Below are 16972 nucleotides of genomic sequence, written 5' to 3'. Positions count from 1 at the left end.
TTCGGCACCATCAAAGTGACTAGCTATAAGGTCGACCGAATATAGTAGTTTTGTCAAATTAGCTATCTGACTGTTCAAGGGTAATTACCCTATTTTTTTGGGACGTTTTTGGATTTCCACTTAACTACAGTGAACAACCAAACGTATGAATTGGGAACGATCTTTTTAGATTAAAATGTAATGCTGAATAAAGGTGCGATAAAAAGCAATATCAATATCTTGGGAGGGTTTGAAGACTTTTACAGGAGACCGGATTGGTTGAGCTCAGGTTCAGTTTCGTTTAACGAACGCACAGAAGCCTCGTTCAAAAGGTACTTGAGCGTAGTTAACCAAACGTTCAACCAGTTTCAATCCGACAAGGTAAAACAACTGTTATTGGCAGGTATTGGTGCTACGAGGCTATCAGAGGAGGCTAAAAAACGGCTAATAGTCTTCAGTTTACGGCCGTCGACCCTCTCTTTCAATTGCTCTTTAATAGTTGCTCTATTCATATTGTAGATACCAACTTCTCTTTATCGACAAAGCCACGCATGAAGAAACGTTTGTGGGTCCACCGGAGAAAAAAGGCTCCCATTTGATCGAGGGCACACCCCTGTCACCAGGCCTGTGCTACACTTGCACTAGCGAAGGTGATCACTTTTCCCTAGTACGCATCATAGTGGTGGTCATACAAGGGTCGGGTAATCTAAACATATCGGGTACGACGAGCGCCCTTATAAAGAAGAACATCCGAAATACGTATCAGTACATAAAAGCCAACGAGAAGAATATTCTCAATGAACAACATAGTCTGTCGAACTTTGACATGAACATCCAGATCTCGAACCTGCTGGGGGCCAATATCGGCTCAGGTGTTAGCGGAGCGGTTTACATAGCCATTATTTCCGCTATCTATAGGCGAAACCTGAAACTAGGACTAGCCGTACTTGGCAACTTATCTATAGGAGGAGCCATTGAACGCGTCATTAACTTTTCCGACAAAATCAGCATACTCTCTGAAAATGGTGCAAAAACCGAAATTGTGCCCATGTATAATTTAACAGAGTTAGTTACCGTCCTGCATTCAGTGTTAGGCATAACAGACATGCCCTTTTATTCCAATAGCCAAATGTTGATGCAAATGGCGGTTTTGATGGAGTAAAGGAACAACGTTAATAAGCAATATTGTTTTACATATATTTCAATAAAAAAAATATGAAAATTTGTTACATCTGGGTCGAGAGTTTCAGAAACTTCAAGAATTTTGGCTTTAATCTATCTAGCGAGTATAAATTTAATTATAGTGTTGAAGAGAACTTTATAAGTTTAAAGAAAGAAAATATACTACCAAATGACTTTTTTGGCGAACGTATCATTGACGTAATTGGTATAATTGGAAAAAATGGAGCAGGTAAAAGTAATGCTGTCGAATTACTATGTAAAATTTTGAAAGGATCAAAAACGACAATGCAATCAGATTTTTTTATAATTGCAGAAATAGAATACTCATTAGTTTGTTATTGTTCATTTTCAAATAGGGAGAATCCACATACAGATTCTAGAATTCGAATAGAAGAATACACAGGCTCAGTCAATCCATTAAAAGTCGTTTACTTTTCTAATGTATTTGATGGCAGAAAAATCGAATTTAACAAAGAGGTCGCTGATATTTCTGTAAATAAGTTGTCTTCAAGAAACTTATTTTATAGAGAAAAATGGGTTAGTGACTTTGAGAAACAGATCAAATTTGTCAATTCTAAAGCTTTTTTAAACTTAAATATTGACTTACCAACCCAAGTTCAACTAACTAGTAAGGTATGGAGTTCGCGATTTAATACGTCTGCAGGAAGGTATATTCACAGTAAATCAAACAATATTATAGATCTAAAAAAAGTATTTAGAGAAAGACTGCGTGAAGTTAAAGCTGAAAGTAAGTTTATCCATTTGATTCGATATGGTTATTTTTTAGATATGATAGAAAGCGTATATCGTAAAGCAAGAAATGCAAATGATAAAAATTTGGAACATATTGAAAAGTTGTTAGAGAAAATAATTCCCTCATTATTAAATTTAAAAACTGAATATATAGCTGAAAGTTTAATTGATTTTATACAAGAAAACATAGTTTTTTTTATTACTGATCAGTTAAATAAAGATGTAAAAAAGAGTGGTCAAAAAGAATTTTATGATATAAGAGAAAAAATATTAAAACAATTAAGTTTCTTGAAAGAAATCAAAAACTCACTAAAAGATGTAGAAATAGTTTACAACGTAGAAGGAAGTAGAAGTAAAGAAGTAGAGTTCTTTTCAATCATGTACAAATCAAGAGATTCAAAAGAATTCATAAATGACTTTGTTTTTTTATTTGGGCAATCCAATTTTTTCGAAATAAATTGGATTGGAATTAGCTCAGGTCATAAAGCCTATTTAAATCTTTTTTCATCTATTTATCAAGAAATAAGATTTACCAGATCATATAATTTATTAATTTGTATTGATGAAGGAGACCTTTATTTGCATCCTTTATGGCAAACTGAATTTTTTAATAAATTAATTACTGTTCTACCTAAGATCTATCCAGGTGATATTCAATTGGTATTGACATCTCATTCTCCTTTCTTACTTTCTGATCTACCTAATCAGAACATTACGATACTTGACAAAGATGCGGTAGGTTCCTCAATTGATGCGATAGATTTAAAGACAAAAACCTTTGGAGGGAACTTATACGAGTTATATTCAGAACCCTTTTTTCTCGGACAAAAAAGAACAAGTGATTTTGCCTACAAAAAGATTAAATATTTAATAAATAAGGCTGAAGATAAAAATGTCTCAAAAGAAGAGAAACAAGAGTTAATCCGTTTAGCAAAGCTAGTTGGCGACGAAATTATTCAGTACAGGATAAAAAAATTATTGGGTAATGATTAAAATTCAAGAGCATTTGGCAATAGTGGATCCAGATGGTTTTCTTGATTCACTCGCAGAAGAACTATGGAATTCACTTAATCCAAAATTAGCCACTGGCAAAGCATATAAGAAAATTTCTCTTATTGAGAAATGCAGAAAATACTCAAAAGAGACAAGTGAGGCAGAGTATGTAAAGGTATATGCCAATGAGGATACTGTTTTTGCAGCTAGGCAAAAACAGTTTTTTGATTATTTACTCGCCAATAGTGCGAATAAGCTAAAGCAAATTATAATTTCTAGGCCTACTAATTTCTCTTCAATTATTACTGATTTGTATAATATAATTCAGCCAAATGACCTTTACACAGGAGTACCTGGAAACTATCAGCAAACCTCATTCGGTAAACTACTCTCAGAAAAGATATTTGATTATGCATCATTCCGAAGCTCTGAATACTGCAAAAAGCTGTTTTCACGTATTGGCTTTGACTCTATTTATTGTCCTTACTGTAATGATAACCAGTTAAATATAATAAAATTAAATAGTAACTCAACCCAGGAAACAAAGTATAAGGCTTATCTAGATTTGGATCATTTTTATCCTAAATCTAGACATCCATATTTTGCTACATCTTTTTTTAATTTAATCCCTTCGTGTCATTCATGTAATTCGACTGATAAAGGCGATAAGCCTTTCACAATAGAAACACAAATACATCCATATCACGAGTCTTTCGACGATTTCTATACTTTCAAAGTTTCTCTAACATCATTGCTTGGAGATTCAATTGATATAACTGAGATAAAAAATTTGAATTTAAAACCATTAGACACCACATTGAGCGACTTAAATTTAGAAGCTAGATATAGTGTCCACTTAGGTCAAGCTCAAAAACTAATCGAGTATTTCCTTAATTATAAGCATAATATTGGAACTGAAGGTGAAGCATGTTTTAAAGAAGCTATCTTTTCATTGAATGGAGGGATCCCTGTAGAAAAAAAAGCTATATTAAAGCACCGTTTAGGGAAATTAAATAGGGATTTGTTAAAACAAGTCGATATTAATAATATTTTAAATTTACAATAACGAAACTATAGAATAGGGCGTGCTCGCTTAACTGTGTCAGCAGGATTTATTCAAAGCGATGAGAATTGATCAGCTTTACAAAGACAATGCTGAACTGATTATTGATCCGTGAATTAGTCTGTAAAGAAGGCGACTTTCTTCTTTACAGACTAATTCACGGATCAATAAGTTACGTTTTACCCACCATGTATCACTTCTCTGAATTGATACATGGTGGAAGCAGTCCGTTCCCAGCTTAGCCTTCTGGCTGTCCGGCAAGTAGACCAATTATTAACCCTTCGCAATTATCTAATCGGCTTTTACGTCGTTAAGTTCGAGCATCATGGGACTAACCGCGTTGCCTTATGTACGATTCGGTAGAGCGACCGACCTTTATTTATTCTCTTCTATTGCCCGCAAAATCATTAGTTCGACGCGCCATCTTTCCGGTAGATCCTGCCGAACGATAGCCGACATATATAAACGTTGTTTGGGGTAATTGAAATCGTATTTCTCAAAGCCGTCCTTGTGCTTTGAAAACCATTGACTAAATAGGCGGCTTCTGATCCGCTCCTGATCATTTTCGGTGCTACATATGTAGAGGAGGACAGCCTTTGAGTTAGTCTCAAAGAATACATGTAAGGCTTGAATAAGCGTTGGCTCAATCCGTGGATCTTTTCGATCAAAGGAGCCAGAAACGGGTAGTAGTGAGAAGGAGAAGACCGAATCTGCAAAAGAAGTCTCAGGCAGATAGTCGGAATCAGAGCTAAAGTCTAAGCGGTACCTGGTGCCTCTTTCGGTCGTAAAGGCAAAGCCGCTATCAGTCTCGCTTAGTAGGTAAGGAGAAAGGTTTGACGAACTTGATGCTGGCCGGTTTTCTAGACTCATCACCACTCTGATAATATTCGGCTAACTGCTTTTTGTCTTGCATCAGCTTCTGAGCTAGATCGACAAGACGTTTTGTTTTCGTTGCCATAGCGATTCTTTCTAGTTACGTAGTCTACAGGCACTTCAAATTCTGTAAATACAGTGATTGATTGTATTGTAGCCGCCCAGCAAAGAAACGCAAAATTTGCGTATTTAGTTGATCATACTTTACGGGCTGATCGATGGCAATGATCCACCTTATCGAATCATATATAAGTAAAGACAAATTTAAGCGGCTCTGATCAACCGTTGACAGATAATAGCGGCTACATCCGCATTATGTTTCAGCAATAGTAGAGGGGTCTTACCGGTTAACTTGCCGATCTCAAGCCCCTGCTTGTACGCTCTTACTCGGCCGACGGTATTAAATTTAATTGAAGTTGTTTTGAGCCGACCAACGAAGATTATTCGCTTGTTGGTCAAGAAGAGTTGTCCCGTGTCTATTCGCTTCAACAGCTTAAACCTGGTTTGGTGAGCAGGCGAGTTCGCTCGTAAATCAATTTCCTCCAACACTTTATCGTGAACATAGTGATCGTCGTAGCTGGTTCGACGAACCGTTGCTCTTTCTTCGAACCATTGGACATCTTCGGAGTGCCAATGGCAATGCTCTTGTTTTTGAAGGGGTAAGCTTATCTCAATAATCGGTAAACCAACGTTTTCAAGTACCCAATAAAGCTTATATCGATCTAAGGTACGCTTCGTCGTCTGATCCGGTTTTATGCCAAGACTCTTACCAATCTGCTGTAACTGGCGCTCTTCTTCAGGTGTAATCCGAGCATCGGCACTGTATTCTTCAGTTAAACGAGCAAAGTAATTGCTACGCACTTCTACTGAGATCTGATTCGCTAAATCAGACGGTAAGGAAAGCGTTTGCTCCAATTGGGTTAGAAAATACCGTTCTTCGGCGGAGATGATGCCATCCTGAATTACTTCTTCAAAACTCTGTTGGTAAATACCGGCTCCGACTCGGGCATGCAGTTGTTCAATGGTTTGATTTGACAATTGCAACAGCATTCGTAAGTGAATTAAATCGGCCACTTCTTCTTCTGACAAGCGCCGATCGGCCAAAGCGTAATTGAGATAAACCGCATAAAACTCTTCCAAATTCAATCCAAACTGCTTCGACAATGACAAGCCGTACTTCCGTTCAATCCGATCAATCTCCGAAACGGGTATAGAACGGATAGCGCTCGATGCCAGCACATTATTGAGCTCAATGACCGCGTTTTCGATCGGGTGCTGATTTAAGAGTCGCTGCATAAAACTTTGCGGCTCCAATGGACGCATTTCAAAGACCGTTGCCATCGTACTTACGGTAGGTTTCATAAATTGGTTTATTCCAGTTACAGACGCCCCCGTGATGCGAGCAAGCACCACTTCCCTTCGCATTAGATGGACTATCTGAGCCGTCGCAACAAACCGTCTGATAATAGAGCAGTTTTCTAAGGAGTGGATTCAACTGGTCGTATAATTTGGTAGCAGGTTTATAACCGGCTTCGGAAGCTTCATATAAATCGGCAATCGCTTCACGTTTACGGCCTAACTTTTGGTAGCAGAGTGCTCGTTTATAATGGTATTCTGGGTCAGCTGAACCATCTGCCATCAAGGCATCATATTGTTGAACGGCCAATTGGTGCTGCTTCGTTCGAAAATAACTTTCGGCTAAACCAGCCCAGATATGCTGACGTTCTGTTGCATTAACTTCTGAAGTAAGCCGTACAGCTTTTTTGTAAAACCCAATTGATGTAGCATAAGCACCTTTTTTCAACTGCCCGTCCCCTTTTGTTATATAGGTTCGCAAGCTATCTAAGCGAAGCATGGCTCGATGATTCGCTTCCTGTTCTGCCTTCTGTTTGGCAATCGCTGCTAGTCGGGAGGCTTCAGCAGCCTGCGCTATTTGCTCACGGTATTGTTGACTGGTTACAACACAGGAAATAACGAGCAGTCCCAAAACTCCCGTTTTTAAAATAGGGGTGAAATAAAACCGGAGCCAATTTTCAATCCGGTGCCGCCCCCAGGGAGAAGCAAAGAAAGCGAGGAGAAGTAGAGAAAAGCCAAACCCAGTATGGTAAGACCAAACGAATAGAGCAGCTAGCGCTGACACAGCAGCCACCGCCCACCACATAAAATCAACTGGGTCAGTGACTGGAGCGGTTTCGGGTTGGTTTTGCTGCTGGAAATAATCCGGCAATACCCGGTGTTTCTCCGGGATCAAATGGGGTATATAGTGTTTCATCAAACAATGCTCAAGGTGTCAGGCGAGCTTATCAATAAAAGCAAAATCTCACTCTGACTTAACTAAGGTTCATGCATGACAAATAGAGGAATACGGCGATTAATGCGGATATATTGGCTATTTTCCAAATTCATATGACGGTAAAACCCCTCTCAGTCCACCTTTCTATACAAGGTAAAGAATTTTTTTGCTGTCAACTCAGTAATTGTACTTTAGCAACAAAATAGGTAATTAATGGCTGTAGTATTAAACGTGGCTCCTATTCTGTTTGAAGATGGTAGCATTGAAATAGAAGAATTCAGGTATTCAGATGACCGATTTGAGCAGTTACTAAATCAGCATCGTAATACGCATCTTATCCAACGAACTGCCGATCGTATAAGGGTTATACCGATCCAAAAAAATACCAGTTCAGTGGGTGGTAGGAAAAGCTCTCTTGTTTTATCCGAAAATCTAGACTTGGTAGCAGCCTTAGCGACCAAAGCGATGTACCAACGTTTACAAGAGCGTTCTTGTTGGATAACATCTACTCGGCCAATAAGCTATTTAGTAAACACCAGGAATTTAATAGCTGACTGTTTGCCGCCTAACACTTCTTTGTTGAAAGGCTTAAGTGTCTTTGCCCGTTGGGAGATCGAATTTCGAATTCAAAACCCAACGGGTGAAAACCCGTTTGTGGCATTAAGTATCAATGTTAGTACTGCGCCCAGAATTTCCTATAACTGTGCCCAATTACTTCAGTATGGTGTACCCTTGACTGGTTTCTACGTCGGTCGGGCAAACAGTAGTCGTAATCCAGACGTAAAGCCCAGATTTGCAACCGTAGGTAAAGTTATTGGTATTGAAGATGGTGATTTATTACAGTTAGATGATTTAAGACCAGGAGAAGATACCCCTTTACAGGCATCAAAATTATTTTTAGAGCCTAGGGAGGATGTCTTAACACATTGTATAAAACATCTGTATGGTACACAATCAACGCATATTTTAACTGAACTTGAAAAAAGAGCAGCCGCTTTTCATACAGGCCCTGAAAAACTAAATAGGCTTGCCAGTGCATTAAAATCCTTTCAAAAGCTTTCCTTAGAATTGGTAGGTGGAATTCCATTCAAAATTGGCAGCTTTTTAACAGAAAAAGTTGACGAGATAAACTTACCAATTATCGGTATGGCTGAAAAACCAACGTTCGTATATGCGTTTGGTGGCCAAAAAGTTAGCCAATTGAATGACATAGGATTACAAAAATACGGGCCCTATTCAAGAGAAGGTTTTTCACCTTCAAAACCAAGGATTTGCGTTATATGCCAAGCTTCAAAAAAAGGTCAAGTCGAACAAGTTCTGCGAAAATTCCTAGATGGCATTCCTCCAGTGGAATATGCGCAGGGTAAATCTTTTGAGTATACTGGCCTAAAAGCGAAGTATTATTTGACAGGATGCCATATCGAATTTTTTACAACAATCGATGATTCTGTTGAATCATATAATCGAGCCACAAGTGATGCAATAAAGGCTCAGGGTTTAACGAACCAAGATCCATGGAATTTGGCACTGGTTCAGATAGATCGGACATTCCGTGACCGTTCTGATAATAATAACCCCTACTTAACTACTAAAGCCCGATTAATCGGTCAGCAAATACCTGTTCAAGAATTTACCCTTGAAGCGCTTGCTTTACCAGATAAGAAAGTAGTCTGGACGTTGAACAATATGAGTTTAGCGACTTATGCCAAATTAAATGGTGTCCCTTGGTTGTTAAAAGCGGATCGACCTATAGCTCACGAAGTTGTATTCGGTATTGGTTCGGCAACGATCAAAGAAGGACGCTTCGGGGGTGGAGAGAGAATGATTGGAGTAACAACTGTGTTTACTGGAGATGGAAATTATTTCGTCTCTAATGTCTCCTCTGCGGTCCCAGAAGAGGAATATTTTGCTACGCTATTAGATAGTCTGCGTACTACAATGGCAAGTGTCAAACACGACCTGAACTGGCAGCCAAGGGACACAGTTCGTTTAATATTTCATGCCTTTAAGGAGTTCAAAAAGGCTGAAGCTGAAGCGGTTAAAAAAGTAATGAGCGAATTAGGTGATTATCAAGTCGAATTCGCATTCGTACATGTAGCGCAAGACCATCCTTATCTATTATTTGATACGAATAAAAAAAATGGGGTTGGCTTCTATAACAAAGGGCGATTAGCACCCGATAGAGGGCAATACGTTCAGTTAACAAAACGGATTATGCTTGTTTCGCTCACAGGTGGAACTGAGCTGAAACAGGCTACTGATGGTTTGCCAACACCAGTGCAATTAGTGTTACATAGAGATTCAACATTCAAAGACTTAACCTATTTGGCTAAGCAAGTGGTGAATTTCGCGGCCCATTCTTGGCGAAGCTTTCAACCAGCTCCGATGCCCGTAACTGTTTTCTATTCTCAGTTAGTGGCTCAAATGCTTGGGCAACTTTCAGGAGTGCCTTACTGGACTTCCGATGCTATTTTAAATCGAATAGGAACGACTCGCTGGTTTTTATGAACTCTACTGTTAATCCATTATTAAGTGATGCTAGTCGGACATTAATTAATACGATTAAGCAAATAGATGATTATAGCTTAGAGGCTGCATTTATAGCGTGGATTTCTTTGGAAGAAAATACCTTAACTAATGCGAAGTTGCCCACAGACCTATCTATTATGGATTATAGGCATGTCGCTCAGCTTGGCTTATTAGCACAAATAGATTCGACAATATATTCTGAGCATCAACAAAATTTAGTCAGTGGACTCCGACGACTAGTAGGACGATCAGTCACCGTTATGGGCGCATCCCGAGCTCCATTTGCAACAGATGTTATTGCCTTGTTAGGCATCGCTGTTGGGGCTAAATTGGTTGGAGGAGCTATTCAAAAAGAGGTGGCAGAATGGATGTTGAGTTTTGTTCAAGAAACGTGTAAAGGTTTAGCACTCTGGCAACGGTGTATAGCTTACAGTGCCCTTAGAATACTAGATTCGAATAGCCCCATTTCTCTTTCTGTTGCTGGTAACGCTTCAGCTGTTCGGATTGCTTTAAGCCAAAGCGGAATTAATCAAATTCTTCAAGAGGCTGATAATGAGGGACTTTTAGTAAATATATATAAAGATGTTGTAGAAAATGATGAATTGGATCCATGCCAAGCAGGCCTCCTGCTAAAGGCATTACAATTTCTGCTAGAATCTGTTCCATCTATATCTCTTAATCAACCGACGATTACTCAATTAATCAGTCTTTTAGAAAGGATTCCTGCTGGATTTCGGCGTTGGACCTGGGAAGACAAGCCAAGAACAACTACAAGTACCCTTCAAAAATGGGATATTCAAAATGAATATCATGTACAGAATCTTCTGTACGTATTACTAGCACCTATTTTCCCAGATTTAGTTGACGAGTTTTATTTCGAGCCAATTGGTCAGAAGAATGCCCGTGCCGATCTAGGGATACCCTCAATGCAGTTAATTTTAGAAGTGAAATTTGTACGAAAAACGGCCAGGTTTGCCGATATAATTGAGGAAGTAGCTGCTGACAATAGTTTATACTTTGGAAATGATAGTGAGTATAAATCTCGATATAATCAATTACTCATTTTTATTTGGGACGATTCTCGAAGAACTCACGAATATGATGTTTTGAAAAGAGGTATAAATCAGTTGGATCATGTTGCTGGATCAGTTATTATACCCAAACCTGGAATAATGTCCTGAAATCTTATTAAGTTAAATTATTTGCAAGAAGTGTTATTAAATTTAAAATAATATCATAAATGGGGCCAGATGGATCTGATTGTTTAAGGCGAAATTCATCGAGATATGCTTTGTTTAACGTGTCTTCTCTATTTTTTTTCGTCAATACTTACAGAATTAGTTATTATAGATTCGCGTTGTTTTTGTATATAGTCTTTCAAATTGCAAATAATTAAATTTAAGTTCTGTTGAAAGATATTAAAAAATAGTAATTTAAATTATTATGAAGCTAGTGCCATCATTATTGTATTTAGGGGAGCCAATTGGCCAATAGCACTTTTACTTAGATTCGGTTTTTGTTACAAAGTATTGTAATAAAGAACCAGTAAAAATACTTGTGATGTCGAGAATTGGTATGCCTTTTCCTTGCCGCCAACTCAAGTACCCAAGAATTCCAACTATAATTAGAATTAATACCTCAATTGATAAAAAGGCATATTTTAAAATCCTTCTCTTCCTCTTCTCATCCTCATTAACAGGTACTTTTGCTTTGTTCAAGAAAATAATAATTAATGGAAAAGCTATAGTAGCAAGGAATTTTATAAGATCTTTTATAGTCTCATTACTTAATAGAGGGGGCTTTAAAGTGTATTCTATTTTGAGTTCACTATTATTTGCTTTTATTGTATTAATCTCAAAAAATCTAATTTCATTTTGTTCAAAATCTGGTTTTATAATTTCCTTGGATAAATTTCGTTCTTCAAATACTTTAGCTTCTTCAGGAAGTGAAATTGCGATCGCATCTATTGATTCCACTTGTTTACTTATTGATGAAATTAAGCTAGAATCAGGGTTTCTATAATGCTTATAGATAAATCTGTTGGTAGCTGGTAGAGACTGCCAATAAATACTGTTTGTTTCGTCTAAAGAAGAACTCCAGCGTGGAGAAATGTTTATTATATACCTTTCATCGCCGTTATGTAAAGGTAGAGAGTAATCAATGATTGTACTACCTAGATGTACTGACCATGAATTAAAAAGTTTTGATTGTTTTTCTGAATTTTTAATTTCGAATGGTAAGATTAATGTATTTCTTTGAGATTTTGTTTTGTTGGAAATAATTACAGCTGAGACTAATCGATCATCCGATCCCAGATCAAATGCCAATATATTTTTATATTTATTTGTAACAAATTTATTATTATCAATGAAATAAACCGTATCATTTTCTTTGCATGAAAATGACATTAATAAAATTATGGAAAAAGATATATTTTTTATCTTTCCAGAGAAATACATCTTATTTATCATTAATAAAAATATCTAATATTTAATATAATACCTTTGGCTATTCCTATAGCAATTAATAAAGCTGAACTATAAATTATTGATCGAAAGGCAAAAATAAGATGCTTACTATTATTCTTTTTTAATACAATCTCTTCCTCTTCACTAAGCGTTTCAAAAAAGAGGGGGACAATTGTATCAATAAAAAATCGAAGTAACTTAAACCACGTATTTAGAACAACTGAGAAACATAGTATGACAATTATTATTATTATTATTATTAAAGACCCATAGTCCCTTTCATAAGCCGTCTCGACTAAGGAGAAATTAATTGTTGCATTTAATCCGAAAAGTATGGACCAAATCCAAATAGAGGCATACTTTGAAATTAATTTATCCCACATTTTGAATGAATTTTTTAGGGGTTAATTATATTGATTTGAAATCATTGTTTAGGACAGCAATTATTTACAGTCGAATTATCTTTTCCTTTAATTGTGAGTTTTCAAAAAAACACAATTTAAAAGTTAAGAATGAAAATGTTACATGCTCATTATAAACTCACCGCTTTAGATAGAATTGTTTATTCATTTTTTTGTAAAAAGCAAGGTAAAATTAAATTTATAAACATTTATTTAAAATGTAAATATTTACATTAAAAATTACCTAATTGTCATTGACTAAGTTGCAGTAAGTAGTTAAAGTAGGAAATAAATAATACTACTGAATTCTAGGATTACAAACATACATTTTGATAGGTTTTGCTACCAACATCAATCAAAATATATTTAAGAGTAGTCTAATCTATAGACTATAGTTGATTCTTTACTGAATCCTACCTAAACACATTTACATTAAGTAACAAATAAAAGTTTTTAGGTTACAAATATTTGTTTTGGAATAGCCATTTGAATGAAACTTATTCCAATAGGATAAATTTAAATGCCCTGAAGCTTCGGATGCTATTGCATGCCAATTTGGCAGCCAACTTGTAAATAATAAATACCTTTCGTAACAAAGCCATGACGGACGTTATGGCTTTGTTACAAACCCGAAATTGACTATATTTAGCAGGTAAACTTAACGACAATGATAGAGAATGGAAGCGGAGAGTGAGGTGGTACGTCGGTTAGCCTATAGCTGGTTTCGGGGCGATTTGCCACCTGGGCGTTTAGCTTATACCGATTTTGTGAATACAATTGCCGGGCTAAATTTGGTAACAGATGATCCCAATCGGACGACGGCTATTTTTAATGCTGTTATGCAGCAGGCGAAAACACTCGGCCGATCCTCTGAATGGGTACAAACAGAACTGACCTTTGAAACCAAAGTAGAAGCGGTGGGCGAGAGGGCCAAATGGCTCCGACTGGATATAGCCGCTCAGGACGCCAGCGATGCCGCCCTTGACTTATATAATGAACGGATCACTCGATTTGTTGAACCAGAATCCTAAACCCATGCCCACAGATCCCACTGCATCTCTTAATTCCGTTGACCTTTCGTTATTGACCATTCTCAACCAAATGGTCAGCGATGTCGCCGACCCTCATGCACATTACATGGTGTCGGCAAATTACATTGATTTTGTGGACAGCGCCCGGCTCCACATCAGGCGGTATATGTGTCCGATCTACGTCCACGCGGATTCAGCTTCTCAGTTTGATTTTGACCCGGAAGGGATTTTACTGGATACATTTTTCAGCCCGGAAAAGGGCACCTTACCAGAACGTATCCATATCCCCTTTAGCCAGATTTACCGGGTAGCCAAGTGTCCCGCCGGGGGTATGTTCGTCGATAAGGATATCATTTATGAAGATTCGTCAAAATTTAAAATGCCACCCCTCCAATAGCCATGCGTCACCCGATCGAAAAATACAACTTGCAGCAAGCCGAGGTGTTAGCCTCCCTACCAGAAGGACAGCGGGAGTATATGGCTCAGATGTTTCGAATTGGTAATGCCACCTATTGCTATTATAATAAGGTAAAGGACTTACCCGTTTTTGATCAACCCGCTGAATTAGAGCCGATCGCTTCTAGCGAAGATTTAGAAGAGTGGTTAGAGCGGCAACTCGCTCCTCAAGCCGAAAGCCGCTCAGCCAGGGAATTACTTCAGATCTACTTTGAGGAATATTTAGAAGGCTTACCTCATGATGGACTGCGTAGGGCCGAAAAAGCAGGCGGACTTGACAAAGCGAAACGGAGCTTTCCCTTTCGCCGGTACGTACTGGAACGTCACGACATCGGGATGGATGAATACCTACGTCTCCACCTCAGCGCTGAAGATTATGCCTTCCATCGATCAAACGCCCCCGGAAGGCTTAATCAATAGCTCAAGATGGTATAGTGGAATCGGCTGGTAGGGAAAAGCTTATGAAAACAGAAGAACAATACGTGCTTTATTTCCGGGTATCGACCAAAAAGCAGGGGGAATCGGGCTTAGGACTCGAGGCTCAACGTGCTTATATCAATCACTTTTATAAAGACAAGACCATACTCGCTGAGTTCACGGACATTCGGAGTGGAAAAACCATTCATAAACGGCCGGAACTCCAAAAAGCGATTGCACTTTGCAAAAAGGAGCGGGCTACCTTAGTCGTGGCCAAAATTGACCGACTAAGCCGCAATACCGAAAATGCACTTCATATCTACAAGGAATTAGGCGAGCGTCTGGAAAGTTGTGATATCCCGAATCTGGATAAATTCACGCTAACGCTATTTATGGCCATCGCCGACCGGGAGCGGGTCCTGATCAGCATCCGTACTCAACAGGCTGTCGAAGCTCGACGGGTTCGGCTTGGCGAATGGCGGAGGGGCGGCCCCAACCCTAAAAAAGCGGATGCTGGGTTAAGAGGGGCTCAACTCTCCAGAGAAATAGCGGAAGAAAATGAAAACAGTCGTCGGGCATCAGCCCTGATCAGTATGCTTCGCTCAACGGGTAAGACCTACGAACAAATTGCTGAACAACTGAACCTAGCTGGCTTCAGAACACCTCGTGGTTCGAATTTTCATAAGATGCAGGTTCAGCGGCTTGTTAAACGAATTGAGTCCAATAAAAACGGCCAACTCGATGTTGAGTTAGCCGACAGTAGGATCGAACAAGAGCAAAACTAACAGCAGATGCTAGTTCCGCTTCTCGCGCTTCATATAAGTAGAGGCTCCTGTGCCTCGTCGGGCTCCCATTTTATGCAACTGTTGGGCATCAGCTTGTGATACGATCTGTAGAGCAGAATATTCCGTTTTACCGGTAATCAAGGGGAAGCCGGCTACTCGCTGAGCCGCTGAACAATGTACACAGGTTTTAGCCGTTGGCAGCGCTTTCAGACGCGCTTCAGGAATTAAATTGCCACATTTAATACAGTACATATAATGAGTATCTAGTCGCTAGTAATAGAACCCTAAATCTAGCCTAATAGTGCCAAATTTTTCGTAATTCCACAAAGTATTTTAGGTAAGTAACTATTTGAATGAGAGCATATTAACTCTTGAAAAAGTGCCTATTTAAGTGGGCCCGAATAGTGCTTTCAATTCCCTTATAAGCAACGAAATTATGCTACTAATAGAGCGTTTCAACCGTAAAATGCTTGGTGTTTTGAATGTGCTGAACGATACAAGCATCCCTGCCATTTTACAATCCATATACCGTTTCCTGATTAGATTAAGATGTCTATCGATTGGGGAAATGGTCCTAACAACGCCCTCATATTGTCGCGATTGACCCTGATAAACGCAGCTCGTCGAGTTTACCTTTGTGCAAACAGTAACTGACTAGCGAACTACATGAGAACGGTATCTTTTAGTATGAATATCAGCCTGGATGGCTGTTGCGACCACACGCTGTTCAATCCTAGTGAAGAGGTGCACGAGTATTTCACCAGCCTGCTGGACGAGGTGGATCTGCTCTTTTTCGGCCGGATTATGTATCAGCTGATGTTTCCCTTTTGGGCCGATGTGGCCAAACACCAATCCGGTACATCCGATGAAAATCGCTTCGCCCAAAAACTGACGGCGATCGATCGAGTGGTGATGTCACGAACCCTAGACCAGGTGGAGGAAAATACACGTATTGTCCGGAGCAATCCGGCCCAGGAGCTGCTGAAGCTGAAGCGACAACAGGGTAAAAAAATTTCCGTAGACAGTGTCAGCCTGCTGCCGGAATTGCTGCCAGCAGGCCTGATTGATGAATTTCATCTGGTTGTCCACCCGGTACTGGTGGGGAGAGGAAGACAACTAATCGAAGGGGGGAGCCTTCAGAAAAACCTTGATTTGAGGTTAGTTGATACAATCGTTTTCAAATAGGGCGTTGTGGCCCTACACTACCTGAAACAATGACGGAACGCTTAGCCGTCGTATTACCTGTATCTGTGTTCTTCTAGCCGCCATAAGCGTAACTTCAATTAAAGGGTCGTTTAATAAATGTGAAAAACATTTGACGTAACAATTAACAGACCTCCGTTTAAAAAAATGTTAAATGACTGAAAATACTTCTTGTTTAAGTTTTAACGAATGAGATTTAAACTGCAGCTTCAATTTCGACTCCTCGCTGGCGGAGGTATTAATACAGGGTGGTTTAAAAATATGCAACTCACGGGCGATCTGCTCCACGGAGTACTTGGCTTCGTTGTAGAGGCTTTCACCAATGCGGGCTTTCTGCTCAGCCGCTTACGACAGACCTTTGCGACGGCCTAAGAGTTGACCGCGTCGACGGGCAGAAGCTAAACCGGCCAAGGTTCGCTCCCGAATTACCTATCGCCAGTTCGCCGACCGTCCGATTTCTATGTCATTAACAAAGGGGAAGAAAAAGAATAGTTATATTTTTCTCCTCGTTTCACCACGGCACAAATACGATGAATGAGTTTGTTG

General features: G+C 39.0%; 17 protein-coding genes. 11 read left to right on the top strand and 6 right to left on the bottom strand.

Going from position 1 to position 16972, the window contains the following annotated elements; translation table 11 throughout:
- Positions 1-544 precede the first annotated feature (544 nt).
- Genes ACYVC2_RS10660 through ACYVC2_RS10650 form a run of 3 tightly spaced genes read left to right on the top strand, consistent with a single transcriptional unit; the run spans position 545 to position 3973 of the window.
- Complete coding sequence (locus ACYVC2_RS10660; RefSeq protein WP_461102448.1) at positions 545-1141, top strand: S16 family serine protease; 597 nt, start codon at positions 545-547, stop codon at positions 1139-1141.
- A 53-nt stretch (positions 1142-1194) separates the two neighbouring features.
- The gene (locus ACYVC2_RS10655) at positions 1195-2907 is read left to right on the top strand and encodes an AAA family ATPase (protein ID WP_461102376.1); all 1713 of its coding nucleotides are present in this window, start codon (positions 1195-1197) and stop codon (positions 2905-2907) included.
- On the top strand, positions 2900-3973 hold the full coding sequence (locus ACYVC2_RS10650; RefSeq protein WP_461102375.1) for an HNH endonuclease family protein: 1074 nt from the start codon (positions 2900-2902) through the stop codon (positions 3971-3973). The genes ACYVC2_RS10655 and ACYVC2_RS10650 overlap by 8 nt, the downstream gene beginning before the upstream one ends.
- Positions 3974-4345: 372 nt before the next feature.
- Here the strand turns inward: ACYVC2_RS10650 and ACYVC2_RS10645 are convergent, their stop codons facing one another.
- The 4 genes from ACYVC2_RS10645 to ACYVC2_RS10630 form a co-directional block, all read right to left on the bottom strand.
- Positions 4346-4840: a DUF6169 family protein gene (locus ACYVC2_RS10645; RefSeq protein WP_461102373.1), complete on the bottom strand. Its 495-nt coding sequence runs from the start codon at positions 4838-4840 to the stop codon at positions 4346-4348.
- Positions 4773-4928: a hypothetical protein gene (locus tag ACYVC2_RS10640; RefSeq protein ID WP_190893622.1), complete on the bottom strand. Its 156-nt coding sequence runs from the start codon at positions 4926-4928 to the stop codon at positions 4773-4775. The genes ACYVC2_RS10645 and ACYVC2_RS10640 overlap by 68 nt, the downstream gene beginning before the upstream one ends.
- A 179-nt stretch (positions 4929-5107) precedes the next feature.
- Complete coding sequence (locus ACYVC2_RS10635; protein WP_461102371.1) at positions 5108-6205, bottom strand: hypothetical protein; 1098 nt, start codon at positions 6203-6205, stop codon at positions 5108-5110.
- Entirely contained in the window at positions 6168-7118 is a 951-nt protein-coding gene (locus tag ACYVC2_RS10630; protein WP_461102368.1) for a tetratricopeptide repeat protein, read from the bottom strand. Before ACYVC2_RS10630 ends, ACYVC2_RS10635 begins: the two co-directional genes overlap by 38 nt.
- Before the next feature lie 231 nt (positions 7119-7349).
- Here ACYVC2_RS10630 and ACYVC2_RS10625 point away from each other — a divergent pair, with 231 nt between their 5' ends.
- The gene (locus ACYVC2_RS10625; RefSeq protein ID WP_461102366.1) at positions 7350-9644 is read left to right on the top strand and encodes an argonaute/piwi family protein; all 2295 of its coding nucleotides are present in this window, start codon (positions 7350-7352) and stop codon (positions 9642-9644) included.
- Positions 9641-10846 (top strand): PD-(D/E)XK nuclease domain-containing protein, encoded by a 1206-nt coding sequence (locus ACYVC2_RS10620; RefSeq protein ID WP_461102365.1) that lies wholly within the window; start codon positions 9641-9643, stop codon positions 10844-10846. The genes ACYVC2_RS10625 and ACYVC2_RS10620 overlap by 4 nt, the downstream gene beginning before the upstream one ends.
- 318 nt (positions 10847-11164) lie before the next feature.
- Here the strand turns inward: ACYVC2_RS10620 and ACYVC2_RS10615 are convergent, their stop codons facing one another.
- Complete coding sequence (locus tag ACYVC2_RS10615) at positions 11165-12124, bottom strand: hypothetical protein (RefSeq protein ID WP_461102363.1); 960 nt, start codon at positions 12122-12124, stop codon at positions 11165-11167.
- A gap of 1087 nt (positions 12125-13211) precedes the next feature.
- On the opposite strand from ACYVC2_RS10615, the gene ACYVC2_RS10610 reads away from it, so the two are divergent.
- From ACYVC2_RS10610 to ACYVC2_RS10595, 4 genes are read left to right on the top strand one after another with little or no spacing between them, the layout of a single operon-like run.
- Positions 13212-13565, top strand: coding sequence for a hypothetical protein (locus tag ACYVC2_RS10610; RefSeq protein WP_461102361.1), 354 nt, complete (start codon positions 13212-13214; stop codon positions 13563-13565).
- 4 nt (positions 13566-13569) lie between these two features.
- The gene (locus tag ACYVC2_RS10605; protein WP_461102359.1) at positions 13570-13962 is read left to right on the top strand and encodes a hypothetical protein; all 393 of its coding nucleotides are present in this window, start codon (positions 13570-13572) and stop codon (positions 13960-13962) included.
- Positions 13963-13964: 2 nt separating this feature from the next.
- Positions 13965-14441: a hypothetical protein gene (locus ACYVC2_RS10600; protein WP_461102357.1), complete on the top strand. Its 477-nt coding sequence runs from the start codon at positions 13965-13967 to the stop codon at positions 14439-14441.
- Positions 14442-14482: 41 nt separating this feature from the next.
- Entirely contained in the window at positions 14483-15223 is a 741-nt protein-coding gene (locus ACYVC2_RS10595; protein ID WP_461102355.1) for a recombinase family protein, read from the top strand.
- Between the two features lie 9 nt (positions 15224-15232).
- Here ACYVC2_RS10595 and ACYVC2_RS10590 read toward each other — a convergent pair whose 3' ends face one another.
- The gene (locus ACYVC2_RS10590) at positions 15233-15475 is read right to left on the bottom strand and encodes a TraR/DksA family transcriptional regulator (protein ID WP_461102353.1); all 243 of its coding nucleotides are present in this window, start codon (positions 15473-15475) and stop codon (positions 15233-15235) included.
- A 414-nt stretch (positions 15476-15889) separates the two neighbouring features.
- Between ACYVC2_RS10590 and ACYVC2_RS10585 the strand changes: the two genes are divergently transcribed.
- Positions 15890-16408, top strand: coding sequence for a dihydrofolate reductase family protein (locus ACYVC2_RS10585; RefSeq protein ID WP_461102351.1), 519 nt, complete (start codon positions 15890-15892; stop codon positions 16406-16408).
- Between the two features lie 207 nt (positions 16409-16615).
- Positions 16616-16798, top strand: coding sequence for a hypothetical protein (locus tag ACYVC2_RS10580; protein ID WP_461102349.1), 183 nt, complete (start codon positions 16616-16618; stop codon positions 16796-16798).
- Positions 16799-16972 lie beyond the last annotated feature (174 nt).

The organism is Spirosoma koreense (genome assembly GCF_054777875.1).
This window is presented reverse-complemented; position numbering and strand designations above follow the sequence as displayed.

Coding starts and splice junctions, on each gene's coding strand:
- ACYVC2_RS10600 (WP_461102357.1), top strand. CDS start 13,965: ATGCGTCACCCGATCGAAAAATACAACTTGCAGCAAGCCGAGGTGTTA.
- ACYVC2_RS10595 (WP_461102355.1), top strand. CDS start 14,483: ATGAAAACAGAAGAACAATACGTGCTTTATTTCCGGGTATCGACCAAA.
- ACYVC2_RS10625 (WP_461102366.1), top strand. CDS start 7,350: ATGGCTGTAGTATTAAACGTGGCTCCTATTCTGTTTGAAGATGGTAGC.
- ACYVC2_RS10605 (WP_461102359.1), top strand. CDS start 13,570: ATGCCCACAGATCCCACTGCATCTCTTAATTCCGTTGACCTTTCGTTA.
- ACYVC2_RS10655 (WP_461102376.1), top strand. CDS start 1,195: ATGAAAATTTGTTACATCTGGGTCGAGAGTTTCAGAAACTTCAAGAAT.
- ACYVC2_RS10635 (WP_461102371.1), bottom strand. CDS start 6,205: ATGAAACCTACCGTAAGTACGATGGCAACGGTCTTTGAAATGCGTCCA.
- ACYVC2_RS10610 (WP_461102361.1), top strand. CDS start 13,212: ATGGAAGCGGAGAGTGAGGTGGTACGTCGGTTAGCCTATAGCTGGTTT.
- ACYVC2_RS10585 (WP_461102351.1), top strand. CDS start 15,890: ATGAGAACGGTATCTTTTAGTATGAATATCAGCCTGGATGGCTGTTGC.
- ACYVC2_RS10590 (WP_461102353.1), bottom strand. CDS start 15,475: ATGTACTGTATTAAATGTGGCAATTTAATTCCTGAAGCGCGTCTGAAA.
- ACYVC2_RS10615 (WP_461102363.1), bottom strand. CDS start 12,124: ATGTATTTCTCTGGAAAGATAAAAAATATATCTTTTTCCATAATTTTA.
- ACYVC2_RS10640 (WP_190893622.1), bottom strand. CDS start 4,928: ATGGCAACGAAAACAAAACGTCTTGTCGATCTAGCTCAGAAGCTGATG.
- ACYVC2_RS10645 (WP_461102373.1), bottom strand. CDS start 4,840: ATGAGTCTAGAAAACCGGCCAGCATCAAGTTCGTCAAACCTTTCTCCT.
- ACYVC2_RS10620 (WP_461102365.1), top strand. CDS start 9,641: ATGAACTCTACTGTTAATCCATTATTAAGTGATGCTAGTCGGACATTA.
- ACYVC2_RS10650 (WP_461102375.1), top strand. CDS start 2,900: ATGATTAAAATTCAAGAGCATTTGGCAATAGTGGATCCAGATGGTTTT.
- ACYVC2_RS10580 (WP_461102349.1), top strand. CDS start 16,616: ATGAGATTTAAACTGCAGCTTCAATTTCGACTCCTCGCTGGCGGAGGT.